Source organism: Thalassospira sp. GO-4 (genome assembly GCF_023588965.1).
Classification (GTDB): Bacteria; Pseudomonadota; Alphaproteobacteria; order Rhodospirillales; family Thalassospiraceae; genus Thalassospira; species Thalassospira povalilytica.
Genome location: NZ_CP097807.1, coordinates 22,225 through 46,953 on the forward strand (window position 1 = coordinate 22,225; position 24,729 = coordinate 46,953).

Annotated in this window: 24 protein-coding genes and 1 other RNA gene; 15 read left to right on the forward strand and 10 right to left on the reverse strand. The window is 55.2% G+C overall.

Annotation, left to right across the window (positions count from 1 at the left end):
- Positions 1–71 precede the first annotated feature (71 nt).
- The 3 genes from M9H61_RS00115 to M9H61_RS00125 all read left to right on the forward strand — a co-directional run bounded on the left by M9H61_RS00115 (position 72) and on the right by M9H61_RS00125 (position 3,412).
- A complete protein-coding gene (locus M9H61_RS00115; RefSeq protein ID WP_250282720.1) occupies positions 72–1,049 on the forward strand; it encodes a helix-turn-helix domain-containing protein in 978 nt (325 codons plus the stop codon).
- Between the two features lie 159 nt (positions 1,050–1,208).
- On the forward strand, positions 1,209–2,057 hold the full coding sequence (locus tag M9H61_RS00120; protein ID WP_250282721.1) for a DUF3750 domain-containing protein: 849 nt from the start codon (positions 1,209–1,211) through the stop codon (positions 2,055–2,057).
- 137 nt (positions 2,058–2,194) lie between these two features.
- Positions 2,195–3,412, forward strand: coding sequence for an MFS transporter (locus tag M9H61_RS00125; protein ID WP_250282723.1), 1,218 nt, complete (start codon positions 2,195–2,197; stop codon positions 3,410–3,412).
- Between the two features lie 38 nt (positions 3,413–3,450).
- On the opposite strand, the gene M9H61_RS00130 is transcribed toward M9H61_RS00125, so the two are convergent.
- The 3 genes from M9H61_RS00130 to M9H61_RS00140 all read right to left on the reverse strand — a co-directional run bounded on the left by M9H61_RS00130 (position 3,451) and on the right by M9H61_RS00140 (position 6,228).
- Positions 3,451–3,975: a TspO/MBR family protein gene (locus M9H61_RS00130; RefSeq protein WP_250282725.1), complete on the reverse strand. Its 525-nt coding sequence runs from the start codon at positions 3,973–3,975 to the stop codon at positions 3,451–3,453.
- A 103-nt stretch (positions 3,976–4,078) separates the two neighbouring features.
- Entirely contained in the window at positions 4,079–5,308 is a 1,230-nt protein-coding gene (gene zigA / locus M9H61_RS00135; RefSeq protein WP_305879846.1) for a zinc metallochaperone GTPase ZigA, read from the reverse strand.
- A 224-nt stretch (positions 5,309–5,532) separates the two neighbouring features.
- Positions 5,533–6,228: a glutathione binding-like protein gene (locus M9H61_RS00140; protein ID WP_250282729.1), complete on the reverse strand. Its 696-nt coding sequence runs from the start codon at positions 6,226–6,228 to the stop codon at positions 5,533–5,535.
- 154 nt (positions 6,229–6,382) lie between these two features.
- On the opposite strand from M9H61_RS00140, the gene M9H61_RS00145 reads away from it, so the two are divergent.
- A complete protein-coding gene (locus M9H61_RS00145) occupies positions 6,383–7,075 on the forward strand; it encodes a glutathione S-transferase family protein (RefSeq protein WP_228195738.1) in 693 nt (230 codons plus the stop codon).
- A 132-nt stretch (positions 7,076–7,207) separates the two neighbouring features.
- The gene (locus M9H61_RS00150; RefSeq protein WP_250282731.1) at positions 7,208–7,531 is read left to right on the forward strand and encodes a hypothetical protein; all 324 of its coding nucleotides are present in this window, start codon (positions 7,208–7,210) and stop codon (positions 7,529–7,531) included.
- Positions 7,532–7,637: 106 nt separating this feature from the next.
- On the opposite strand, the gene M9H61_RS00155 is transcribed toward M9H61_RS00150, so the two are convergent.
- On the reverse strand, positions 7,638–8,861 hold the full coding sequence (locus tag M9H61_RS00155) for an MFS transporter (RefSeq protein ID WP_250282733.1): 1,224 nt from the start codon (positions 8,859–8,861) through the stop codon (positions 7,638–7,640).
- A gap of 112 nt (positions 8,862–8,973) precedes the next feature.
- On the opposite strand from M9H61_RS00155, the gene M9H61_RS00160 reads away from it, so the two are divergent.
- Entirely contained in the window at positions 8,974–9,900 is a 927-nt protein-coding gene (locus M9H61_RS00160; RefSeq protein ID WP_250282734.1) for a LysR family transcriptional regulator, read from the forward strand.
- A gap of 69 nt (positions 9,901–9,969) precedes the next feature.
- On the opposite strand, the gene M9H61_RS00165 is transcribed toward M9H61_RS00160, so the two are convergent.
- Positions 9,970–11,310, reverse strand: coding sequence for an MFS transporter (locus tag M9H61_RS00165; protein WP_101247861.1), 1,341 nt, complete (start codon positions 11,308–11,310; stop codon positions 9,970–9,972).
- 450 nt (positions 11,311–11,760) lie between these two features.
- Between M9H61_RS00165 and cyoA the strand changes: the two genes are divergently transcribed.
- The 5 genes from cyoA to M9H61_RS00190 all read left to right on the forward strand — a co-directional run bounded on the left by cyoA (position 11,761) and on the right by M9H61_RS00190 (position 16,903).
- Positions 11,761–12,891, forward strand: a complete 1,131-nt coding sequence (cyoA, locus tag M9H61_RS00170) for a ubiquinol oxidase subunit II (protein ID WP_068517168.1) — start codon at positions 11,761–11,763, stop codon at positions 12,889–12,891.
- A gap of 91 nt (positions 12,892–12,982) precedes the next feature.
- Positions 12,983–14,992 carry a cytochrome o ubiquinol oxidase subunit I gene (gene cyoB / locus M9H61_RS00175; RefSeq protein ID WP_068517079.1) on the forward strand — a complete coding sequence of 670 codons (2,010 nt, stop codon included), beginning with the start codon at positions 12,983–12,985 and terminating at the stop codon, positions 14,990–14,992.
- A 10-nt stretch (positions 14,993–15,002) separates the two neighbouring features.
- On the forward strand, positions 15,003–15,623 hold the full coding sequence (gene cyoC / locus M9H61_RS00180) for a cytochrome o ubiquinol oxidase subunit III (RefSeq protein ID WP_068517080.1): 621 nt from the start codon (positions 15,003–15,005) through the stop codon (positions 15,621–15,623).
- Positions 15,620–16,000, forward strand: a complete 381-nt coding sequence (locus M9H61_RS00185) for a cytochrome o ubiquinol oxidase subunit IV (protein ID WP_068517081.1) — start codon at positions 15,620–15,622, stop codon at positions 15,998–16,000. The genes cyoC and M9H61_RS00185 overlap by 4 nt, the downstream gene beginning before the upstream one ends.
- Before the next feature lie 165 nt (positions 16,001–16,165).
- The gene (locus tag M9H61_RS00190; RefSeq protein WP_250282736.1) at positions 16,166–16,903 is read left to right on the forward strand and encodes an SURF1 family protein; all 738 of its coding nucleotides are present in this window, start codon (positions 16,166–16,168) and stop codon (positions 16,901–16,903) included.
- Between the two features lie 118 nt (positions 16,904–17,021).
- Here the strand turns inward: M9H61_RS00190 and M9H61_RS00195 are convergent, their stop codons facing one another.
- The 4 genes from M9H61_RS00195 to M9H61_RS00210 form a co-directional block, all read right to left on the reverse strand.
- Entirely contained in the window at positions 17,022–17,579 is a 558-nt protein-coding gene (locus M9H61_RS00195; RefSeq protein WP_101247863.1) for a peroxiredoxin-like family protein, read from the reverse strand.
- 131 nt (positions 17,580–17,710) lie between these two features.
- A complete protein-coding gene (locus tag M9H61_RS00200; RefSeq protein ID WP_101247864.1) occupies positions 17,711–18,292 on the reverse strand; it encodes a TetR/AcrR family transcriptional regulator in 582 nt (193 codons plus the stop codon).
- 129 nt (positions 18,293–18,421) lie between these two features.
- Positions 18,422–18,949 (reverse strand): dihydrofolate reductase, encoded by a 528-nt coding sequence (locus tag M9H61_RS00205; RefSeq protein WP_068517084.1) that lies wholly within the window; start codon positions 18,947–18,949, stop codon positions 18,422–18,424.
- Positions 18,949–19,743, reverse strand: coding sequence for a thymidylate synthase (locus M9H61_RS00210; RefSeq protein WP_250282739.1), 795 nt, complete (start codon positions 19,741–19,743; stop codon positions 18,949–18,951). The genes M9H61_RS00205 and M9H61_RS00210 overlap by 1 nt, the downstream gene beginning before the upstream one ends.
- Positions 19,744–19,953: 210 nt before the next feature.
- On the opposite strand from M9H61_RS00210, the gene M9H61_RS00215 reads away from it, so the two are divergent.
- The 3 genes from M9H61_RS00215 to M9H61_RS00225 all read left to right on the forward strand — a co-directional run bounded on the left by M9H61_RS00215 (position 19,954) and on the right by M9H61_RS00225 (position 21,656).
- The gene (locus tag M9H61_RS00215; RefSeq protein ID WP_250282742.1) at positions 19,954–20,514 is read left to right on the forward strand and encodes a putative glycolipid-binding domain-containing protein; all 561 of its coding nucleotides are present in this window, start codon (positions 19,954–19,956) and stop codon (positions 20,512–20,514) included.
- Positions 20,515–20,593: 79 nt separating this feature from the next.
- Positions 20,594–20,960, forward strand: a transfer-messenger RNA (tmRNA) gene (gene ssrA / locus M9H61_RS00220).
- Between the two features lie 138 nt (positions 20,961–21,098).
- Entirely contained in the window at positions 21,099–21,656 is a 558-nt protein-coding gene (locus M9H61_RS00225; protein WP_228195748.1) for an SspB family protein, read from the forward strand.
- Between the two features lie 81 nt (positions 21,657–21,737).
- Here M9H61_RS00225 and M9H61_RS00230 read toward each other — a convergent pair whose 3' ends face one another.
- A complete protein-coding gene (locus M9H61_RS00230) occupies positions 21,738–22,673 on the reverse strand; it encodes an AEC family transporter (protein WP_228195749.1) in 936 nt (311 codons plus the stop codon).
- A 289-nt stretch (positions 22,674–22,962) separates the two neighbouring features.
- Between M9H61_RS00230 and M9H61_RS00235 the strand changes: the two genes are divergently transcribed.
- Entirely contained in the window at positions 22,963–24,579 is a 1,617-nt protein-coding gene (locus M9H61_RS00235; RefSeq protein WP_068517088.1) for a fumarate hydratase, read from the forward strand.
- The last annotated feature ends 150 nt before the right edge of the window (positions 24,580–24,729 follow it).

Sequence of the window (24,729 nt, forward strand, 5' to 3'; positions counted from 1 at the left end):
TTGACATTTTAAGACGAAAAATTGTACTTTTATACATATAACCATTTGGAATGGATGGGCGATAAAAAGGCATGTGTGCGCAGTCATCCCGCGATATCCCGGTATCCAGCCCGGCACGTCTGGCGGAAAATCCGTTTGAAGATCTGTTGCCGGTCACGGCACAGGCGATGATGGACCGGTTTGATCATCCGTTATCGCCGCAAAGCTGGGTGATGAATGATCCGGGGCGGCGCGACCGGTGTTATGCGGTGCTGTTATTGTCCGGGCGAGCCCAGATCGCCCTGCGCCAGGGGGTGATTGATTGCAGGGCCCCGGCACTTGTGTGGTTGCCGCTTGGCGAAACGCAACGGTTTACGGTAACGGCGGGCAGCGAGGGCTATTTGCTGTCGGTGGCCGATGATCTTGTCGCACGTCATTGCGGGGATGGGGCGGGGGTTGCCGGGGGCGGTATGGCCGGCGGGGGGCTTCCGCTTCGGCTTGCGGCCGATACGGTGCATAATGTGACCCCGGCGGAAACCGGCGAAAACATTGCGCATTTGCGCCGCAGTTTCGAGGCAATCCGGGCCGAGCTGATGCAAAATGCGCTGGGGGCCAGTCTTGTGGTCGGGGCGCATTTACAGATCATTCTGACCATGGTGTTGCGTCTGGCCGAAAATGTAATGGAACAGCGCGACAAGCATCGACCAGGCTCGATTACCTTTCAGCGGTTCTTGCAGGTGCTTGAGCTTCATTTTCGCGAACACTGGAATGTGGCCGATTATGCAACCGCCCTTGGCGTCAGTGAAAGGCGGTTGGGATCGGCTGTTTTGCGCGCAACCGGCAAGCCGCCACTTACGGTTATTCATGACCGCGTGTTGCGCGAAGCCTGCATGCGGCTGGAACAAAGTCCGCTGGGTGTGGCACAGATTGCCTATGGGCTTGGTTTTCGCGACCCGGCCTATTTCAGCCGGTTTTTCAAACGCTATATGGGCGAGGCGCCCGGGGCATACCGGCGTCTGCGGCGTGCGGCAGAACGGGTACGCGATGATACCTTTGCCGCCTGGCCATAGGGTTTTGGCCGGGTAACCGGTTGGTAAATGTCGAGAAAATGTATCAATGGCTCACGGCTTGTTGAATGCCGATCAAAGTTGCGTTGCCTTTTTTTGATCTTACTTCTTCGCTTTGATCGTAATGTTATTGCAACGCGAAATCAGATTGGATGAAAAACCTTGGGTAAAGGCAAAACACTTCTTCTTGGGCTTGTCGCGGTTCTGGTCCTGCCATTCGGGATCAGTCTTGCCGAAGATCCGCCCGGTCAGGACAAGAAAGAAAGCTATACCTGGCGCAATGCGCCGCGCCATTCATCGGGGGTTGCGCCAAGTGCGCAGGATCATGCCAATCAGGCCATTGTCATGGTGATGGCAGCCGATACATTTGGCTGGCGCGGATATTTTGCGGTTCATCCATGGATCATTTTCAAGCGTGCCGGTGAAACCAGCTATACCCGTTATGACGTGGTTGGCTGGGGTGGCGGCAATGTGGTGCGCAAGAATTACGCGATCCCCGATGGCCTGTGGTTCGGGGCCAAGCCGAAAGTTCTGGCCGATCATCGCGGCGAGGCGGCAGAAGCCCTGATTGACGAGATCGAGGCCGCGGTGGCGAGCTATCCGTTCCCCAATGAATATCGCAGCTATCCGGGGCCTAACAGCAACACCTTTATCGCCCATATCGGACGCGAGGTCCCCGACCTTGATCTTGATATGCCGGCCAATGCGATTGGCAAGGATTACCGCCCGATCACCAATCCGGTGGGCATGTCATCAAGCGGGCAGGGCGTTCAGGCCAATCTGCTTGGCGTTCTTGGATTGTCGGTCGGGCTTGAAGAAGGCATCGAGTTCAATGTGCTGGGCCTGAATTTCGGGATCGATTTCAATCGCCCGGCCTTGCGGTTGCCGTCGGTCGGACGGCTTGGCATGGATAATGTCGCATCCGAGGATAATGACGGCGATGTTGCGACAAGCGAAGAAGCGCAGCATCGCGACGAACAGGCAGAAGTTCTTGCCGGACCAAGCAGCTAGTCCCGGGGCTCGATCCACAATCCTGTCCTCAATACCAATCGCAGATCCCGTTGGGCGGCGTTTGGTTTAAATGCTTGCCATTTCGATGAAATGCGGCGAAGTCTTGGGTTCATAAGAACCATTCGCAAGGCTTGGCCGTGTTTTCCCAAATCAGTCTGCTGGCCCGTCCGGGCCAAATCCCCGCGACCGTCTGGATCCTTGGGTTTGTCAGTCTTCTGATGGATGTGTCCTCGGAGATGGTGCAAACCCTGTTGCCGCTTTACATGGTTTCGGGGCTCGGATTGTCGGCGGTGACCATCGGACTGATCGAGGCCATCGCCATCGCAACCGCAACCGCGACCAAATTATGCGCCGGTGTTTTTTCCGATCTGATCGGATCGCGCAAATGGCTTGTTGTGGTCGGGTACGGGTTTGGCGCGCTGGCCAAGCCGTTCTTTCCCCTGGCCGAGGGGCTGGGTGCGATTGTTGCCGGACGGTTTGTTGACCGGGTTGGCAAGGGCATTCGCAGTGCGCCGCGTGATGCGCTGATTGCCGATGCGGCCCCGGCCGATAAACGCGGTGCCTGTTTCGGGTTGCGCAAATCCCTTGATACGGTCGGCGGCTTTGTCGGGCCATTGATTGCCGTTCTGGTCATGATGGCGTCGGGCGGGGATTTCAGGCTGGTATTCTGGCTTGCGGTTATTCCGGCTGTGCTGGCGGTGGCGATGCTGGTGGCAGGCATCCGCGAACCCGAAACCGCACAGGGCCGCGACGGGCGTCAGACCATAATTGGTCTTTTGAGACGTTCGGGCGATCTGGGGCGCGGTTTCTGGCTTGTCATGGCGGCAGCGGCAATTTTGATGCTGGCCCGGTTTAGCGAGGCATTTTTACTGCTGCAAGCAGGCGCGGTCGGGATTGCGGCAAGTTATGTGCCGCTGGTTCTGGTGTTGATGCATCTGGTTTACGGGCTGTGTGCCTATCCGGTCGGGGTGATGTCGGACCGGATCGGGCGGCGCGGGCTTCTGGTGGGCAGCATTGCGGTGCTGGCGCTGGCCGATCTGGTCATTGCCTTTGCGCCGGGGATTGCCGGCTATGTGATTGGCATCGGGCTTTGGGGGCTGCATATGGGCATGTCACAGGGGCTGATTGCGACACTGGTCGCCGATCACAGTCAGGAACGTCTGCGCGGCACGGCTTTCGGGGTGTTTAATCTGGTCTGCGGTGTTGCGCTGATGCTGGGCAATGTGATGGCCGGGCTGATCTGGGAACAGTTTGGCACCTATATGACCTTTGTTGCCGGCGCCGTGGCCTGTGTGATGGCCCTGATCCTGTTCGGGGTGGTGGTTCTGCGGGGGCACACGCCGGGCGCGAGATAGGCGAGAGCGCAAAACAGGCCGTGAAGTTGGCCCTGACCCTAGCCGTTAAGATGCCAGATCGCCCCGTTCAGCAGGGTGGCAAACCCGACCCACAGCACATAGGGGATCAGAAGGATGCCCGCCAGCCGGTCGATTTTGAGAAACATCGCGCAATTGACGATGATCAGGGCAAGCAGGATCACAATATCGACCAGGCCCCAAAAAGGTGACCGGGCGCCAAAGAACAAAAATGACCATGCCAGATTAAGCGTCAGCTGAAGCCCGTAAACACTAAACGGGCCCTTGGCATTGGCGATGCCGGCTTTGAGCCAGACCCGCCAGCCGCTAAAGGCGATCAGGAAATAAATGATGGTCCACATCGGACCAAACAGCCAGTTTGGCGGATTGAAGGCCGGTTTCTGCAAGCCTGCGTACCAGTCATTGACACTGGTTGCGGTTACCGCACCGCCTGCGGCCGATATGATCAGGCACAATACCATAAAGGCAATCAGCGCAAAGACCCGGGTGCGGTGATTAGGGGTGCGGTGATTGGGGGTGCGGGTTTCGGCATGTGGGTCACGCATTTCCGTTCCGATCATTTGGGGCAGCCATGTGGTGATAGTCGCACGTTTCGGACATCATAACCACATGGCATGCATTTCGAAATCGGCTTGGCTGGTACCCGGTTTATGCAGCCCTTTTGCCCCAGCGCGGAAACGGATCAGGCAGATTGGCATAACGGGCCGGATCAAAGGATGTGGCCAGAACATCTTCATCCTCATTGACAAGGCAGTCCGAAAGACGTTGGCGCAGGGCGGCCTCGTTCATGTTCTGACCGATAAAGACGATTTCCTGACGACGATCGGCAAAGACCGGATCCCATTTTGAAAAGACCATATCGCGCCATGCCGGATTGTCGGGCCATTGATCGCGCGGAACCGCGCACCACCATGTACCAAGGGCCTCTGTCTTGACAGCTGCCCCGGCCTGACTGATTTCACCGACCCAGTCCGGGCGGGTCGCCAGCCAGAAATGCCCCTTTGCACGCAGGACGCCGGGCCATTCGCTATTGATGAAGGCGTGAAACCGTTGCGGGTGAAAGGGCAGGGAGGTGCGGAAGGTAAAGCTTTTGATCCCGTATTCTTCGGTCTCGGGCACGTGATCGGCAAAGCCATAGAGTTCCTTGGCCCACAGCGGATGATTTTGCGCCCGTTCAAAATCAAACCGCCCGGTATTGAGGATGCGTTGCGGGTCAACGATGCTGTTGGTGGTTTCGATGATTTCGGCATCGGCATTCAGGGCCCTTAGAATGGCCAGTACCGATTGGCGTTGTTCGTTGTCGACAAGATCAAGCTTGTTAACAACGATCACATCGGCGAATTCGATCTGATCAACCAGAAGATCAACAATCGATCTGTCATCCCCGTCGCCCAGGCTTTCGCCGCGGTCGGACAGAAAGTCGGTGGAACTGTAATCGGCAATCATGCGCGCGGTATCGACAACCGTCACCATGGTATCGAGCCGGGCAATATCACCAAGCGACTGGCCGTTTCCATCGCGGAAATCAAAGGTGGCCGCGACTGGCAACGGTTCGGAAATGCCCGTTGATTCAATCAGCAGATAGTCAAAGCTTCCCTGTTCGGCGAGACGGCGGACCTCGGCGAGAAGATCATCGCGCAAGGTGCAGCAAATGCAGCCATTGGTCATTTCGACCAGCTTTTCATCGGTCAGGGAAAGCTCCGAGCCGCCATTGCGGACAAGGTCGGCATCAATATTGACCTCGGACATGTCATTTACAATGACCGCAACCCGCAAGCCACGGCGATTGTTGAGAACATGATTGAGAAGAGTGGTTTTGCCCGCACCAAGAAAGCCGGACAGAACAGTAACGGGAAGGCGTTTCATCAGATCGACCATAAATGTTATGTTATAACGTAACATTTATGGGGAAGGGAGCCGTAATGCAATCAAAAAAGTAAGAGGCCCGAAAGGCTTGGCAAAAGGCTTGTCAAAAAGGCCTGGCAAAAGGCTTGGAAAAATGGGCGGGTAAAAGGGGAAGGTAATAGGTGGGGCACAAGTTGCCGGTACAGACGATCCGGTCAAAAAAAGACCCGGCAGGGACCGCCGGGTCTGTTTCGGTATCAGGCCGGTTTGGATGTCTGTCCAAACAGGATTTTCTTGCCTTCTTCCGTCACAGCAGGCTGTGCGGTGAATGGTTCGGCGGCCTTGTAGGCGGCAATGGTGGCCGGGCGCGCCTTGATGGTTTCAAACCAGCGTTTCAGGTTCGGGAAGTCATTGAGATCCTGTTGCTGTTTTTCATGGCTGACGATCCACGGATAGGATGCCATGTCAGCAATGGTATATGCATCACCGGCGATAAAGTCGCGGCCTTCGAGACGTTTGTTCAGCACACCGTAAAGACGGTTGGTCTCGTTGACGTAACGCGTGATGGCATAGGGGATTTTCTCGGGGGCATAGGTGCCGAAATGATGGTTCTGACCAGCCATCGGACCAAGTCCGCCCATCTGCCAGAACAGCCATTCCATCACCGTTTTGCGGCCGCGTATATCAGTCGGCAGGAACTTGCCGGTCTTTTCGGCGAGATATTGCAAGATCGCCCCGGATTCAAACACCGTGATGGCATCGCCGCCATCTGCCGGATCATGGTCGATGACGGCCGGCATGCGATTGTTTGGCGAAAAGGCCAGGAATTCCGGCTTGAACTGATCACCGGCACTGATATTGACCGGGAAAATCTTGTAATCCAGCCCGGCTTCTTCAAGGAACAGCGTGATCTTGTGGCCGTTCGGGGTGGGCCAGTAATAAAGGTCAATCATGGGCTTGGGGCTCCTGTGATGATTTTTGAGTGGCAGGGTCAATAAAGGAACCTTGCCAACTGAGACATTATCGGTCAATTTAAAACGAACGTTCCAAAATGCAATGCCGGGTCACAGCTTTGTGTTATCAGGCGGGCCCGCAAGGAGACCATTGATGATCCGCTTCTATTTTCATCCGACCCCGAACCCGCAGAAAATCTCGATGATGCTTGAGGCATCCGGGCTTGAATATGAAGTCCTGCCGGTCGATACCCGCAAGGGTCAGCAACATGACCCGGCCTTTCGCGCGGTCAATCCCAATGGCAAGGTGCCAGCCATTGTCGATACCGACGGGGCCGGCGGCAAGGAAGTCAGGGTGTTTGATTCCAATGCCATCCTGATGTATCTGGCCGAAAAGTCCGGCAAGTTTCTGGGCAAGCCGGAAGATCGTGGCGAGCTTCTTTCATGGTTGATGTTCATTGCCACCGGCCTTGGTCCGTTTTCCGGTCAGGCGGTGCATTTCCAGTATGTCGCCCCGGAAGGCAGCGATTATGGTGTGAACCGTTACCGCAATGAAATCGCCCGGCATTATCAGGTTCTTGAAGATCATATGAAGGGCCGTGAATTTATTGTCGGCGATGAAATGACCATCGTTGATATTTCGGCCTGGGGCTGGATCGACAAGGCGCCCTATGTTCACAAGAACCCGGATGTGATGGATAACTATCCCAACCTGAAACGCTGGTTCGCAGCGATGAACAGTCACCCGGCAGCAATTGCTGCACGCGATGTCGGCAAAGGTCACAGCTTCAAGACCGAAATGGACGAAGACGCCAAACGCGCGATGTTCCCGTCAAACTACGTTTGATTGGGTATTCCTTTGTGAGGGCGACCACGTCGGGAAGTTTGGTCTTGCAATGAATGCATCTTTAAAGTGCAATAGTTGTTTGATTGTGCAATCAAAAGGCCATGCCCAAACTTTTCGAAAGAGGTTGCTTGCATGCAGGAACTCGAACTTACAGACGGGCGAATTGTGCGCGTATGGTGGCTGTTGACTTGGCGATCGTTTGCGGGGGCGTTTGTCGGCGGCTTTGTGATCAGTTTCGTTATCCATTTTGGTATCGGCTTCTTTAACAAGGTATCTGGCGCAACGCTTGACGGCGGATTTATCGTTTGGCTTTTCAATGCTCTATGGATGTTTTTCTGGCAGTTCATCGTTGTACGGATGATGCTTCGAAAACATTACAAAGGTTTTCGTCTGGCGATTGTCGCCGATGACGTGCCTGAAACGGCAGAAGCCAGTCATACCGTGACCTCCTTATGAAAATCGCGCTGTCGGCTCGCGCGCTTCAGGTCGCCAGATGTAAAAACACCCCGGTTTTGGCCGGGGTGTTTTTCGTTAATCGATCAAACAGGATTACTGTTGGTGATCAGGACTGCGCCGCCTTGCGATCGGCGATCATTCTGATGGTCAGGCTGATGATGCCAGCCAGGATACCGACCGCCATCACCGACAGATAACCGCCGCTGGCAAACAGCTGGGTGCCAAGAACCGATCCGGATGCCATGCCGACAAACATCACGGTAAAGAAGACAGAGTTCAGTCTGCTGCGGGCTTCGGGGGCGATTTGATAGACAATGGTCTGGTGCGAAACCAGAGATGCCTGAACCCCCAGGTCAAAGCCGATGGTGCCGATGGCAAGGATGGCAAGCTGTGCACTGACCGATGAGAGTGCGGGCACCATGCACATAATGGCAAAGGACAGGATCAGGATGACGGAGCCCAGTTTGGTAACCCGTGCCGGGCCATGGCGATCGGCAAGGCTTCCGGCATAGCGTGCCATCAGGGCCCCGACAGCACCAAGCAAGCCAAAGGCACCGGCAACGTCACTGCCAAGCCCATAGCGTTGATGCAGGATCAGCGAAAGCGACGACCAGAACGCGCTGAAGGCAACCGCAAGGAATGCCTGTGCAATGGCCGCATGGCGCAGCGATGGATGTTCTGTCCAAAGGTGGGCAAGGGATTGCAGGAGTTTGGGATAGCTCATCGTTGCGTGGGTTTGGAACGGCGGCAGGATCTTCCACAGCGCAAAGCCGATGATCAGGATTTGAACCGCAGCGAGTTGCAGAACAATCCGCCATCCGAAATATTCGGCGATCACGCCACTGACCGTGCGTGACAGCAGGATCCCGATCAAAAGACCGGTCATGACGGTGCCAATGGTTTTGCCATGCAGATGTTTGGGCGACAGGATGGCGGCGGCCGGGACAATGTCCTGGGCCATGGTTGCGGTGATGCCGATCAGAAGACTTGTAAACAGGATGGTGTTCAGGCCCGGTGAAATGCTGCCGGTCAGAAGCATGGCGGCAAGCAGGACACTTTTAAGAACGATCAGGGTCCTTCGATCATAACGGTCGCCAAGCGGCAACAGGAACAGAATGCCCAAAGCATATCCGACCTGGGTCACTGTCGGGATCAGTCCGGTTGTTCCGACGCCAAGCCCAAGTTCGGTCCCGATCATGTTGAGAACCGGCTGGGTATAATAGATCGAGGCCACGGCCGATCCCGCACCAAGGGCAAGCGCAAAGATGATGTTGCGCGACGGGGCCGCCGTGATCTGCTGCGGATCAGCAGTTGTTTGCGCGGTGGTCATTGAAAGCTCCGTAAAGCGGAATTGATTTTGGCCCAGAATATGGATGACGCGCTGGTTTGGTAGAGGGTTGTGCGGTAAGATGGTTATACGTAAAGCGTATGATAGGTGATGAATGTCTTCCGTTGATCGTATGGAGTTGATGCAAACATTTGTGCGTATCGTGGATGGCGGAAGTCTGTCGGCGGCGGCGGGATTGCTTGGCGCGACCCAGCCGACCATCAGTCGCCGATTGCGGACGCTTGAGGATATGCTTGGTGTCGAGCTGATCCTGCGCAATACGCATGCGATCAAGCTGACCGATGACGGGGAACGGTGTTATGCCCATGCCCGCACCCTGATCGAGGGGTGGGATGCCCTGACCGAAGAACTTTCGGGTACGGATGGCGAACCGGTCGGGCGGCTTGCGGTCAAGGTGCCCCATGCCTTTGGTCAGGATCAGTTGCTTCAGCCGCTGATAAAATTCCTGAAACGCTATGACCAGGTCAGTGTCGACTGGGTCCTGAGCGACCGGCCGCCGGACTTTATTTCTGAACGGATCGATTGCGCCATTCATGTTGGCGCGGTGTCCGATCCGTCACATGTTGCCGTGCTGCTTGCGGAAATCCCGCGTATTGTTGTCGCCGCACCCGACATTCTGAAAAACAGACCCGTTTGTGATGTCGGGATGCTGGCGGATCTGCCGTGGGTGTCGCTCAAGACATTTTATGGGTCGGAGATTTCGCTGCAAAATATCGGCAGCCGGGAACTGATCCGGTTTCCGATCAAGCCGCGTCTGAGTACGGACAGTCTGTTTGCAACCCGTCAGGCGGTGCTTGGTGGGCTGGGGGCGGGGATTGTGTCGCGCTGGATCGTGACCGATGACCTGCGAACCGGAAAGCTGGTGCATTTATGCCCGGACTGGCAAGCGTCATCCTTGCCGGTTTATCTGGTTTATCCCTATGCCAGCTATTATCCGGCACGCATGCGGAAGTTTTTTGAAATCCTGCGCGATTTCATGCCGGGCCTGGCCGAGGTCGAAGCCCCGGCGCACAGGCGATAAAGCCACATAAGAAAACACCCCGGTTTTGACCGGGGTGTTTGCGGTTGGATTGGATACGGGATCCGCTGATCAATCGGTATTTTTGGATCCGAAATGCTTGTTGAAGTGCAATACCAGCAGGGTGACGATTGCCCCTGAAAGCAGGTAGGCACCAACACCGGGCAGGCCGAACTTGTCACAAAGGTACAGTGCGATCAGCGGGGCAAAACCGGCACCGAGCAGCCAGGCCAGATCGGATGTCAGGGCAGACCCGGTATAGCGGTATTCGCGTTTGAAGTTTGAGGCCAGCGTCCCGGCCGCCTGACCAAAGCACAGGCCAAGCACGGCAAACCCGCCCAGAACGATCATGCCTTCATTGATGATGTTGAAGGAATAAAGCAGCGGGGTCAGAACAGCACCCAGGAAGATGATCCCGGCACTGTATCCCAGCAGGCGACGACGACCGAGCTGATCGGCGATGAAGCCCGATGCGACGATGCCAAAGGCGCAAAGCACGGCACCGACACCCTGGGTCAGAAGGAACTGCCCCGGATTGCCGTTGGCATACAGATAAACCCAGCTGAGCGCAAAGACCGTGACCAGATGGAACAGCGCGTAGCTGACCATCGGGACCAGCGCCCCAAGCACAACGGTACGACCGTTATGTTTGAGTGTGTCCATCACGCGGGCGGCTTCGAGTTCGTTCTTTTCAAGAAGATGTCCGAATTCCGAGGTGGCAACCAGACGCAGGCGGGCAAACAATGCGACCACGTTGATGGCAAAGGCCACGAAGAACGCATAGCGCCAGCCAAAGGCCAGGAAGTCATCGGGATGCAGGGTCAGAAGCAGATAGGCAAACAGTGAAGATGCCAGCATGAAGCCAAGCGGTGCGCCCAATTGCGGGATCATCGCATACCAGCCCTTGCGGTTGTCCGGCGCATTGAGAGCCAGAAGCGATGCAAGACCATCCCAGGCACCACCCCATGCAAGACCTTGCAGGAAGCGGAAGCTGCACAGCAGATAGATCGCAAGAACACCGGCCGAGGCATAGCTTGGCAGGAAGGCCATCGCCGCGGTCGAGCCGCCGAGCATGAACATGGCAATCGTCAGTTTGACGCCACGGCCATAATGCCGGTCAACCGTCATGAAGACCAGCGAGCCCACCGGGCGGGCGATAAAGGCCAGAGAGAAGATGGCAAAGGAATACATGGTGCCGACCAACGCCGTTTCGCCGGGAAACAGCAATTGCGGGAACACAAGTACCGATGCGATGCAGTAAACGAAAAAGTCGAAAAATTCCGAAGTTCGGCCGATGATCACGCCAAGCGCGATCTGACCGGGATCGTTGGTTGCGTCGGCATTAAGATGCCGTGCGTCGCGTTCCAAACCTGATGAGGTGGCGGTCGCGTAGTTTTCTGTTGTTTGGTTCACGCCGTTCTCCCTAAATCACTGGTCGGACCTTTTGGTCCTAACTACTTTTGATTGGATCACAAATTCGGATCAAAGGACGATACGACTTTGGATCGAGTCTAAGTATAGACATGTGAATTGCAAACGTCAGTGTCAATTATCTTTCTGCACCGCACAACGTTAGGTTTACATTGGAATGATAATTGTCATTAAGACCCAGCTATGCACGGCGGGTATCTTGACATTGTTGCGATGCAGCTATAGCAATTCCCGCGAAATTCCGACCTGGCGGGTTTTTGAAAAAAATTTGCCAAAATTGTGCCCTTTCCGTGGATGTTTGGAATGATTATTCCTATATGCCGTTGCGACGGGGTACGACGTGTGGCGATCTCCGATGGGTCGTTCATGCGGCTCGCAGGCATATTGTTGCCTGTGAGAACATCTTCCAGAAACTGACAAAGTATGAAGCGCATGCTTTCAAAACTTGTACGCGGCGTCGCTGTAGCCTCGATGTTTTCGCTTCTGGCCGGTTGCAACCTGGTTGTTATCGACCCGTCGGGTGATATCGCGTCCCAGCAGTCCGATCTGATTATCGTTTCCACGATCCTGATGCTGCTGATCATCGTTCCGGTGATGGCACTGACTGTCTTCTTTGCCTGGAAATACCGTCAGGGCAACAAGGACGCGGAATATGATCCCGAATGGCACCATTCCACGAAGCTGGAAGTCGTCATCTGGTCCGCACCACTGGTGATCATTATTGCGCTTGGCGCGATCACCTGGGTTACGACGCATACGCTTGACCCGTATCGTCCGCTGGACCGTATTGACGCTGAACGTCCGTTGGCCAAAGATCACGAACCGATGGTGATCGAAGTCGTTTCCCTAGATTGGAAATGGCTGTTCCTGTATCCGGAACAGGGCATTGCGACCGTCAACGAACTTGCAGCTCCGATTGATACCCCCATTCAGTTCAAAATCACTTCTTCGGGTATCATGAACTCCTTCTTCATTCCGGCTCTTGCGGGCCAGATTTACTCGATGGCGGGTATGGAAACCAAACTCCATGCCGTGATCAACGAAGAGGGCGTTTATGAAGGCTTCTCGGGGAACTATAGCGGTGAGGGCTTCTCTCATATGCGCTTCAAGTTCCACGGCCTGAGCGCAGAAGGCTTTGACAAATGGGTTGCTGATGTGAAGTCCGACGAGAACTTCCTTGGCCGTTCCCAGTATCTTGAACTCGAAAAGCCGAGCGTCGCCGAGCCGGTTCACTACTACAGCGCAGTGGACCCGGAACTCTATACCGCGATCCTCAACATGTGCGTCGACCAGTCGAAAATGTGCATGAACGAGATGATGGCGATCGACGCGAAAGGCGGCGGTGGACTGGCTGGCATCTATAACGTGATGTCGCTGACCTATGACGTTCCGCATATGCGCGGAAGTCAGCCGTTGCCCGAAAGCAAGTCCTATGTGGCGTCGCTTTGCACCACCCCTGAAAGTGGTTTTTCTGGCGAGCTTGCCAATCTGCCCTTGTTTGACAATGGACAGAGTGCACGCGCCATGAGCATTGCGCCCGCAGGCGTTTCGACAGGGTTCTGAAGCAGTGCCGGTTGGTGAAAGCCAACCGGCCCTTCGCAGTTTTCGCACCGGGTATCTGGTGCCTTGCTGCATTTGAAAGAAGAGTAATCCGATGTTCTCTAATCCGGACCTTTTACATTTTATATTTGGCCGGCTGTCAATCGACTCCATCCCGATGTTCCACGAGCCGATTGTCGCCGTGACATTTGCTGCCGTGGTGCTGGGCGGGCTCGTCGTTGTTGGCGCGCTTACCTATTTCCGTTTGTGGGGATATCTCTGGAACGAGTGGATCACCTCGATCGATCATAAAAAGATCGGCATCATGTATATCATTCTGGCAATCGTCATGCTTCTGCGTGGCTTTGCGGATGCACTGATGATGCGCGCCCAGCAGGCGATCGCGTTTGGGGATGTTGCCGGTTATTTGCCGCCCGACCACTATGACCAGATCTTTACCGCGCATGGCGTGATCATGATCTTCTTCGTGGCGATGCCGCTGGTGACCGGTCTGATGAACTTCGTTGTGCCGCTGCAGATCGGCGCGCGCGACGTTGCATTCCCGTTCCTGAACAATTTCAGCTTCTGGATGACCACCTGTGGTGCCGTGCTGATCATGGCGTCGCTGTTTGTCGGTGAGTTCGCAAAAACCGGTTGGCTGGCCTATCCGCCGCTTTCGGACATTGTCTATAGTCCGGGTGTGGGGGTTGATTACTATATCTGGGCCTTGCAGATCGCCGGTGTCGGTACGTTGCTTTCGGGTGTGAACCTGATTGTGACCATCGTCAAAATGCGCGCACCGGGCATGTCGATGATGAAGATGCCGGTCTTTACCTGGACCTCGCTTTGCACCAACATCCTGATTGTTGCAGCATTCCCGGTTCTGACCGCGGTTCTGGTTCTGCTTGGTCTTGACCGTTATGCAGACACCAACTTCTTCACCAACGATCTTGGCGGTAACGCCATGATGTACATCAACCTGATCTGGATCTGGGGTCACCCGGAAGTGTACATCCTGATCCTGCCGGCGTTTGGTGTGTTTTCCGAAGTTGTTTCGACCTTCTGCCGCAAGCGTCTGTTTGGTTACAGCTCGATGGTTTATGCCACGGTGGTTATTACCATCCTGTCCTACATCGTCTGGCTGCACCACTTCTTCACCATGGGTTCGGGTGCAAGTGTGAACGCCTTCTTTGGCATCACCACCATGATCATCTCGATCCCGACCGGTGCAAAGGTCTTCAACTGGCTGTTCACCATGTATAAGGGCCGCATCAGCTTTGATGTGCCGATGCTGTGGACGATCGGTTTCATGCTGACCTTTGTCATTGGTGGCATGACCGGTGTTATGCTGGCAGTTCCGCCGGCTGACTTCGTGCTCCATAACAGCCTGTTCCTGATTGCCCACTTCCACAACGTGATTATCGGTGGTGTGGTCTTCGGGATGTTTGCCGGTATCGTTTACTGGTTCCCGAAAGCATTCGGCTTCAAGCTCGATGAATTCTGGGGCAAGATGTCGTTCTGGCTGTGGACCATCGGCTTCTACTTTGCCTTCATGCCGCTTTATGTTCTTGGCCTGATGGGCGTTACCCGCCGCATGAGCCACTTTGACGACCCGTCGCTTCAGATCTGGTTCGTTATTGCGGCCTTTGGTGCGGTTCTGATCGCCGGTGGTATCGGTTCGTTCCTGATGTCGATCGTGGTTGCCGTTATCAATCGCGAGAAGCTGCGTGACGAAACCGGTGACCCGTGGGGTGGTCGTACGCTGGAATGGTCGACTTCGTCGCCGCCCCCGGCCTACAACTTCGCCTTTACCCCGGTTGTTCATGAACTGGACGCCTGGGCGGATATGAAAAAGCGTGGCTTTGTACGTCCGACATCGGGCTTCATCGATATCCACATGCCGAAAAATACCGGCGCTGGCTTTATCCTGGCTGCGATTTCGCTTGTCCTTGGTTTCGCCCTTGTCTGGCACATCTGGTGGCTGGCTGCTGTCAGCTTCATCGTGCTGGTGGTTGGTGCGATTGCGCACACCTTCAACTATGACCGTGATTATCACATCCCGGCAGATGAAGTTGTGAAGACCGAAGACGAACGTACCGCCCTTCTGGCAAAACAGCAGGCGTAAGGGAATGACAATGGCGAATAATACTGCCTCTCAGACCGAAACGCCGGTCTTTTACCTGAAAGAAGAGCATCACCCGGAAACCGGCACGATGCTTGGCTTCTGGATCTATCTGATGAGCGACTGCCTCATCTTTGCGATCCTGTTTGCAACCCATGGCGTGCTTGGCCGCAACTATGCGGCCGGGCCTTCGCCGGCGGATCTGTTCGATCTTGAACTGGTGGCGATCAACACCTCGATGCTGCTGTTCTCGTCGATCACCTATGGCTTTGCCATGCTTCAGATGGAAAAAGGCAAGATTGCCGGCACCCAGCTGTGGCTGGCGATTACCGGTCTGTTCGGGATCGCGTTCGTCGGGCTGGAACTTTATGAGTTCCATCACCTGTGGAGCATTGGGGCAACCCCGATGCGCAGTGGCTTCCTGTCGGCGTTCTATACGCTGGTTGCGACCCACGGTCTGCACGTGACGTTCGGCATCATCTGGCTTGTGACCCTGATGGTTCAGGTGTCCCAGCGCGGACTGATCCCGGAAAACAAGCGTCGTCTGATGTGCCTGTCGATGTTCTGGCACTTCCTTGACGTGGTCTGGATCGGTGTCTTCTCTGTCGTTTATCTGCTGGGAGTTCTGGGATGAGTGCACATTCACACGCACATGATGACCATCACGGCGATGGTGCCTCTCACGGTACTTTCAAAAGCTATCTGATCGGTTTCATCCTGTCGGTTATCCTGACAGCGATCCCGTTCTGGCTGGTGATGGATGGCGTTCTTGACAGCAAGGTCGCGACCGCACTTTGGATCATGGGTCTTGGTGTGGTTCAGATCGTGGTTCACATGATCTACTTCCTGCATATGAACACCAAATCCGAAGGTGGCTGGAACATGCTGGCGCTGATCTTCACCATCGTGATCGTGGCGATTGCCATCGCCGGTTCGCTGTGGGTGATGTATCACCTCAATACCAACATGATGCCGCAGATGGATCATGAAATGATCAAAAGCTTTGGCTAGGCCGTTGCTTGATATCTGAAGGGGGCGCGATATTTTACCGGTATCGCGCCCTTTTTCGTTCGCAGACACAGATGCCCTTGGAAAGAAAGCGAGATGACGGACAACCGCATTTCCCGAACCGCCAAAACGACCACAGCAACGCAACCGTCCCGGCGCGGACCATCCATGACCACCCGGATTGTGGTTCTGGCACTGACGGCCATTCTGTTTTCCGGGTTTTGCGCCCTTGGATACTGGCAGATCGAACGCCGGGCCTGGAAACTTGATCTGATTGCGCGGGTTGATGCACGCGTGCATGGCGAAGCCCAACCGGTCCCACGCCGCGATGACTGGGCCAATGTCAGTCGCGAACGCGATGAATATCGCAAGGTGACAGTCACCGGCATCTATCGCAATGATCTGGAAAGCCATGTCTATGCCGCGACCGATTACGGGGCGGGCTATTGGGTGATGACGCCGCTTGAACGCGACGATGGCACGATTGTCATGGTCAATCGCGGCTTTGTCCCGACCGACCGCCGTAACCCCGCCACCCGCAGCGATGGCATGGTGGACGGGGAGGTCACGGTGACGGGGCTTCTGCGTCTTGACGAGCCGGTCGGGACATTCATGCGTGACAATGTGCCCGGGGATGATCGGTGGTATTCGCGCGATGTCCGCGCCATGGCCGAAAAGCGCGGGCTTGATGCCAATGATGTGGCCCCGTATTTCATTGATGGCGACGGGGCGGAAAACCCGGCAAAGCTTCCGGTCGGCGGACTGACCCGGATCAGTTTCCCCAACAATCACATGTCCTATGCGCTGACCTGGTTTGGCATGGCGGCATTGACGATTGTTGCAGCCTGGATCGTGTTGCGCCCGCGCCGGCGCCGCGAAGAGGGTGACGACCCGGACGAGGATTGATCCTTCCGCGACCTGATACCGAAGAACAAAAAAGCCCGGCATTTCAGTTGCCGGGCTTTGTTTTGCAGATTACGTCGCGACCGGTTGGGGAAGGGACCTGTTCGCGTGTTGGGCAGGATCACGGATTGGTGTGATCAACCACTTCGCCGCGTGCCGGGTAGCCCTTGGCAATCACGAAATCAAGCGCGCCAAGGATCTGGTCAAAGGCCGGGCGGGCAAACGGCATGGTCTGGACCGTGCCGAAATAAAGGGTGCCGTCCGGGCGGACCAGAAACAGACCGGGTTCGGAAAAGATCGCCGGTTCTTCATAGCCGCTTGAGGTCACGCCGTTCGAGGTCGAGATATAAAGACCCCATTCGCGGGCCTTATCAAGATCAAGCCCATAGCCGAGATCAAGGTTTTCAAGGCCCCATTTTGCCTTGGCCTCGGTCGCACGGTCTTCGCCGTCCGAGGACAGGACGACAACATTCACACCGCGTTTGGCAAAATCGGCGAGCTTGTTATCAAGGTCCTTAAGATATTTGCCGCAGATCGGGCAATGCAGGCCGCGATAAAACACGACCATGGTGAAGTTTTCCGGTTTCTGATCGGCCAGCGACCAGGTGCCGCCCCCGACCAGCGGAACGCTGAGAGACGGGACAGGCTGACGGGGCAGAAGCGGGGTAATTGCAGACATTTCGTTCCTCAAGACTTGGTGTATGTGCTGTTTGACCTTATTATGGAATGATCATTCTATAATGCAACATGTTTTGAGGCCGATCACTGAACCGTGATCGGAAACAGCGGTCTGCGGGGCTTGCAAACCGGTCAGTTCAGGACTTCGAGAATGGTGTTGGTGTAATCTTCAAGCGTTTCACGATCCGCACCGCGGCGCGACATCAGCTGAACGCCCTGGATCGACCCGGCAAGAAAGCGCGCCAGTGCACGAATGTTCTTGTCCTTTGAAATCGTGCCATGTTTGATGCCACGGCTAAGCGCGGCGGCAAACATGTCTTCGACCCGGCGAAAGGCCTGATGGGCGATGGCAGCGGTTTCGGGATCATGCGGGGCCAGTTCCATCCCCGAATTCACAATCAGACAGCCTTTATGTTTGCCTTCTGCGCAGCCGGTTTTGGCAGTGTCGCGGAAAGTCTTTTCAATTGCTTCGCGGCCGTCTTCGATTTCGCGAAGATTGGCAAAACGCTCGGAACTGATTTTCTGGCTGTAATGGTCAAGCACGCGCAGGAAAAGGGCCTTTTTGTCGCCAAAGCTTGCATACATGCTTGCCCGGTTCAGGCCGGTTTCTTCCACAAGATCTTGAACAGAGGTCGATTCAAAGCCTTTGCTCCAGAAGATGTTCATTGCGTTATCAAGAACGCTTTCTTCATCAAATCCGCGGGGGCGCGCCATGACATTTCCTTGGGTAGTGACGAGAACACTGGAACGAGTGTTCTATAACTGTTTTAAAGATGGATCGGCTGGCCTGTAAAATCAACCGCTGTGGCATCACGGCAGGGTGCAACCACACGCATATCGGGCCTATATCCGATCAAGGGTCACGAAACTGTAGTCCGGACCATCGGGATTGTCGATCCTTTGACGGGCGGTTTCGCGCCATTCATCTTCTGCCAGCGGATCAAGGAATGTGTCGCCGTCGATCTTTGCGTGAACTTCGGTCAACTCAAAGCGCGTCGTAAAAGGCAGGGCGAGGTGATAAATCTGGGCGCCACCGGCAATGATGACTTCATTGATCCCGTCGCGCAGCGCAATTTCGTCGGCAAGCCTGATGGCCGTTTCGATGTCATGGCAGACGCGGACATTTTCATGATCAAATGACCAGTCCTTATCGCGGGTAACGACGATATTGGTCCGTTTGGGCAACGGGCGCCCAATGGCTTCAAACGTGACGCGGCCGAGGATCATCGGCTTGCCAAGGGTCAGGGCCTTGAACCGTTTAAGGTCTTCGGGCAGTTCCCATGGCATCCAGCCATCCTTGCCGATGGCGCCATTTTCGGCCGCAGCAACAACCGCAACCCGTTCAATCCGTTCATTGTTGTTTGCCGGCATCAGACAGCAACCTTGCCGGCAATATGCGGGTGCGGGTCATAACCGACCAGTTCGAAATCCTCGAACTTGAAATCAAAGATCGATTTGACATCGGGATTGATTTTCATGGTCGGCAGCGGGCGGGGATCGCGCGACAGCTGCAATTCAACCTGTTCAAGGTGGTTGGTATAAAGATGCGCATCGCCAAGGGTATGGACAAAATCGCCAACGCCAAGATCACAAACCTGGGCAATCATCATGGTCAAAAGCGCATAGGATGCGATGTTGAACGGCACACCAAGGAAGATATCGGCACTGCGCTGATACAGCTGGCAGGAAAGTTTGCCATCGGCGACATAGAACTGGAACAGGCAATGACAGGGCGGAAGCGCCATATTGGGCACATCGGCCACGTTCCAGGCCGAAACGATCAGGCGGCGGGAATCGGGATTGTTTTTGATCTGATCGATCAGGCCGGTGATCTGGTCAATGGTTTCCCCATTGGCCCCGCGCCATGACCGCCACTGGCCGCCATAGACCGGGCCAAGATCGCCGTTGTCATCGGCCCATTCGTTCCAGATGCGCACACCGTTGTCTTGCAGATATTTGACATTGGTGTCGCCATCAAGGAACCACAGCAATTCATGAATGATTGATTTCAGATGCAGTTTCTTGGTGGTGACCAGCGGGAAGCCTTCGGACAGATCGAACCGCATCTGATGGCCGAAAATCGATACGGTGCCTGTACCCGTGCGGTCTTCCTTGCGCGTGCCGGTGTCGCGCACCAGACGCATCAGATCAAGATATTGCTGCATGCTCAGTCCTGCGTTTTTCGGAATCGTCTTTGGGGCAGCATAGTCAGGTCGGCGGTCATCGGCAAGCAACGCAGTGCTACCTTTGATATCGCGTTTTAAACATGCCCCTGCTGACGGTTCCTGTCAGGAGAGATCGCGCAAATTCACCCCGTGTGGCTATACTTGATTGCATGAAATTTTGGCGCGTTTAACGCAGGGAGTGTCGGTCATATGCGAACAGAAGTTCAGTGGGTTGATTGGGACGGAAAGGGGCTTGAACATTGTGTCTGCCAAACCGACGCCGACGGGATCAAGCTTGAGGGTGTGGTGATTGGCACGCGTGAAGGCCAGTATGGCGGATCGTACCTTGTTGTGACCGACGCGTCATATGCAACGCGCGAAGTCCGGGTAAGCTATGTCGGCGGGGCGCATATGCATGTCACATCTGACGGCAAGGGAAACTGGTTTGACTGTCTGGCTGATCGGGATTTGCCGTTTCTGACGGGCTGTTTTGATGTGGATATCGGCATCACGCCAGCAACAAACATGCTTCCGATCCGGCGATTGCAACTGCCTGCGGGGGAGGTGCGCAATATTTCGGCGGCCTATGTGCCGCTTCCAAGTCAGATCGAGGGTGATTTTTTGCCGTCGCGTGCAGCGCAACGTTACAGCTGTCTGATTCCGGGGCGTCGCTATCGCTATGAGGGGTTGTTTCGCAATTTCTCGGCAGAGCTTGAAATCGATGAGGCCGGGCTGGTGATCGATTATCCCGATACGTTCCGCCGTGTTTGATGGTGGGCAAAATCGGCAATCCGGCATAGCCCGGATATCGGAATGTTCCGTTCGAATGAAAAAAAAGATTTCCCAAATCCCCTTGTGAAAAGGACCCGGTTTGACCTATATAGGGGCTGTCGGGGCAACCCGACTACGGCGCTAAACTGCGTGACAGAATAGGCTTTACGGACCCGGGGGCGGTACCCGGCGGCTCCACCAAATTTATCGGTTGTCCGACTCAGACAATCTTCGTGGGGCCGAAATAGGATCGACGTGAGCAGTAAAAGTCAATGTGGGCGCTCGGCATGGTACCACCGCATCGGGCCAATGTTTGTAAATGCAAACGACAACAATGCTCCGGTTGCTGTTGCCGCCTAAGCGGTACTAGCACCAAAGCGAAATTCCGGTTGCCGGGAGCGGTAATCTGGTGGGGGACGGGGCACCTAGCAACAGAACGCCCCACTCTTGTATTTATTCCCCGCTTCGTTATGAATAGAGTCATTATAAGGCACTCCAAGATGCAATTGGTGTGCAGAGATGCTATATGACAATGACGGGATTTGCCGGAAAGCACCGGTATCCCGCCAGATACAGGATTACTGATGCAGAAACCGGAAGAATTCCGTTACGATCTTATGGTCGACCAGGCGCTGCGCGGCGTGGTGAAAGATATTCTTGCGCGCGTGGCTGAAGAAGGCCTTTTCGGCGAGCATCACTACTATATCACTTTCCAGACCAACCATCCCGGTGTTGCACTGCCTGAAAGTCAGCGCAAAGCGCATCCCGACAACATCACGGTGGTGTTGCAGCACCGGTTCTGGGATTTGAAGTCCGAAGATGACCATTTCTCGGTTGGAATGAGCTTCGATGGCATGCCGACCACTGTGGTCGTGCCTTTTGATGCGATGCTGGCCTTTGTCGATCCGTCTGCCAACTTCATGCTGACCTTCAGCGTCGAAGAAGAAATGGATGACGATGATTTCGACTTTGAAGAAGATGATGATCTGGATGCCGATCTGATGGATGCCGATCTGATGGATGACGAAGAAGCGGCACCGACGCTGGTGGCCGAACCGTCAAAATCATCGCGCAAAAAATCCAAACCCGATGCGGGCGAAACCGGCGAGGTCATCGCACTGGACGCGTTCCGCAAGAAATAAAACCGACCCGCCTTCGGGCGCATGGCCGGAACATCGATCGCGGGTCTGACACCAATGTGTCGGACCCGTTTTCAATTGCGGTCAGGCAATCGCCAGATAGGCCGACAGGGTGCCAACCGACAGGATGGTGGTGATCAGGATCATGCGCCCGGTCAGTACACTTTCGCGGTTGTAAAATTCGGCCAGCATGAAGGGCCCGGTCCCGGTCGGAAGGGCTGCAAGCAGGACCGCAAGATGGGCCATGTGGCCCGGCAGGCCAAGAACCGGCACCGCCATCACCCAGGTCAGGGCCGGTTGGGCAACCAGCTTGAGGATCACGAAAATCCCCGTGGTGCTCCATTTTTCGTGCTTCTGATTGGCGGTGCGATCAGCCAGAAACAGTCCAAGTGCAATCAGTGCGCACGGGGCGGCCGCCCCGCCAACAAGTTTCAGATAAACATCGACCGGGCCGGGAATATTCCAAGGGGACAGCATCACCAGAGTGCCAAGGGTCGGCGCAATCAGAAGCGGGTTTTTGACCAGTGCCTTGAGGGTCTTGAGAATGATGTCAAAACGGCTGGTTTCCTGTTGCAGGCCAAATTCGATCAGGATGATGGCAATGGCAAACAGCACACAGGCGGTCAGGATGGTGGCAATCAGGGTTGCGGCCAGACCGCTTTCACCAATCAGGGCCAGAACAAGCGGGAAGCCAAGGAAACCGGCATTGGCGTAACTGGTGGTAAGGCCGTCAATCACCGCATCGACCAGATGATGGCCGCTGGCAATCCGCATGATGATGGTCAGTATGAAAACCACGCCACAGCCGAAACCAAAAGCCAGAATGAAGTCAGGTTGCCAGATTTCATGGGGTTCGGCCTTTGCCATGATGTCAAACAACAGGGCGGGCAGGGCAAAATAGACCACAAGCCGGTTGATTTCGCGCGTGGCGGTCGGACCAAGGGCACCGCCTTTGCGCGCGATCCATCCTGTCAGGATCAGTGCAAAAATCGGCAGGATAATCAAAATCTGGGAAAGCATGGGCAAACCTGAAACAAAAAACGCACCCGATTGTGGGTGCGCAACCTTGATGCACTTTTAGAACGGGTAATGTCTAGGGCAGGATCAATCAGCGCGCTATCAGAATGATCGTTTACAGGCAATAGACGCCCAATAACAGGCTTTGCTTATCCGCAGAACTGCGTATTTGCGGGCAAAAAACGCATATAAGGGCAAAGAACGTGGAAATTTCTTTGTCGAGGCGCTATGTTCCGCGTCAATTATCGAAAAAAACAATCCCACCTTGTTTTGAGAGAGACGAGAGCCTTCCATGAGTGATTTTGTCTATAAACCCATGTTCGATCAGGGGAAGGACACGACCCCGTACCGCAAGATCGGCGATGAGGGTGTTTCCACCGTTGACGTCAATGGCGAGACCTATTTGAAGGTCGAACCCGAAGCGATTGAAAAACTGACCCTTCAGGCGTTTTTCGATTGTTCGCACCTTTTGCGTCCGGGCCATCTTGAACAGCTTCGCAAAATCCTTGATGACGAAGAAGCCACCCCGAACGACAAGTTCGTTGCGATGGATCTTCTGAAAAACGCATCCATTGCCTCGGGCGGGGTTTTGCCGATGTGTCAGGATACCGGAACGGCAATCGTCATGGGCAAACGGGGTGGCAAGGTCATCACCGACGGTTCGGATGAAGAAGCACTGTCCAAGGGTATCTGGCAGGCTTATCAGAAACACAACCTGCGCTTTTCACAGGTTTCCCCGATCAACATGTTCGAAGAAAAGAACACCGGGTCGAACCTTCCGGCACAGATCGATCTTTATGCGACCAAGGGCGATGAATATAAATTCATGTTCATGGCAAAGGGCGGCGGGTCTGCCAACAAGACGTTCCTGTTCCAGCAGACCAAGGCGCTTCTGAACCCGGAAAGCCTGCGCAAATTCCTTGACGAGAAAATCCGCACCCTTGGCACTTCGGCTTGCCCGCCCTATCACCTTGCCATCGTCATTGGCGGTACGTCGGCGGAAGCCTGCCTTAAGACCGTGAAAATGGCGTCTGCGCGTTATTACGACAACCTTCCGACCGAAGGTGGCGAGCATGGTCAGGCCTATCGTGACCTTGAATGGGAACAGAAGGTTCTTGAGATGACCCGTGAAATGGGCATCGGCGCACAGTTCGGCGGCAAGTATTTCTGCCACGATGTGCGTGTGATCCGCCTGCCGCGTCACGGGGCAAGCTGCCCGGTTGGTCTGGGTGTTTCGTGCTCTGCCGACCGCCAGATTCTGGGCAAGATCACCAAGGACGGTATCTTTATCGAGGATCTCGAACATGATCCGGCGAAGTACCTTCCGCAGGTAACGGACGAGCATCTTGATGACGAAGTGGTCAAGGTTGACCTGAACCGTCCGATGGATGAAATCCGCAAGCAGCTTTCGCAATATTCGGTCAAAACGCGCCTGTCGCTGACCGGGACCGTGATTGTGGCCCGTGACATCGCGCACGCCAAAATCAAGGAACGCCTTGATGCCGGCGAAGAGATGCCCGAATACCTCAAAAACCATCCGGTTTATTATGCCGGTCCGGCAAAAACCCCGGAAGGCATGCCGTCGGGTTCGTTCGGCCCGACCACGGCGGGTCGCATGGATGCCTATGTCGAACAGTTCCAGGCCGCTGGCGGTTCGTTTGTGATGCTGGCAAAAGGCAACCGTTCGAAGGCCGTCAAGGATGCCTGTGCGAAATATGGCGGTTTCTATCTTGGTTCGATCGGTGGTCCGGCTGCGCGTCTGGCACAGGATTGCATCAAGAAGGTCGAAGTTCACGAATATCCGGAACTTGGCATGGAAGCCGTCTGGAAGATCGAAGTCGAAGACTTCCCGGCCTTCATCGTTATTGATGACAAGGGCAATGATTTCTTTGCCGAATTCGGCATCTGATTTCGATCCGGCCATCGGGAAAATCAAAAACGGCGCAGGGGCAACCTTGCGCCGTTTTTTCATGGATTTTGCCGCGCATAGCTGACCTCCGGTCAAAGGGGTTGCCGTATCGTGCGCGGCATGGTCTGATTCGGGCAAAATCAACCCTTT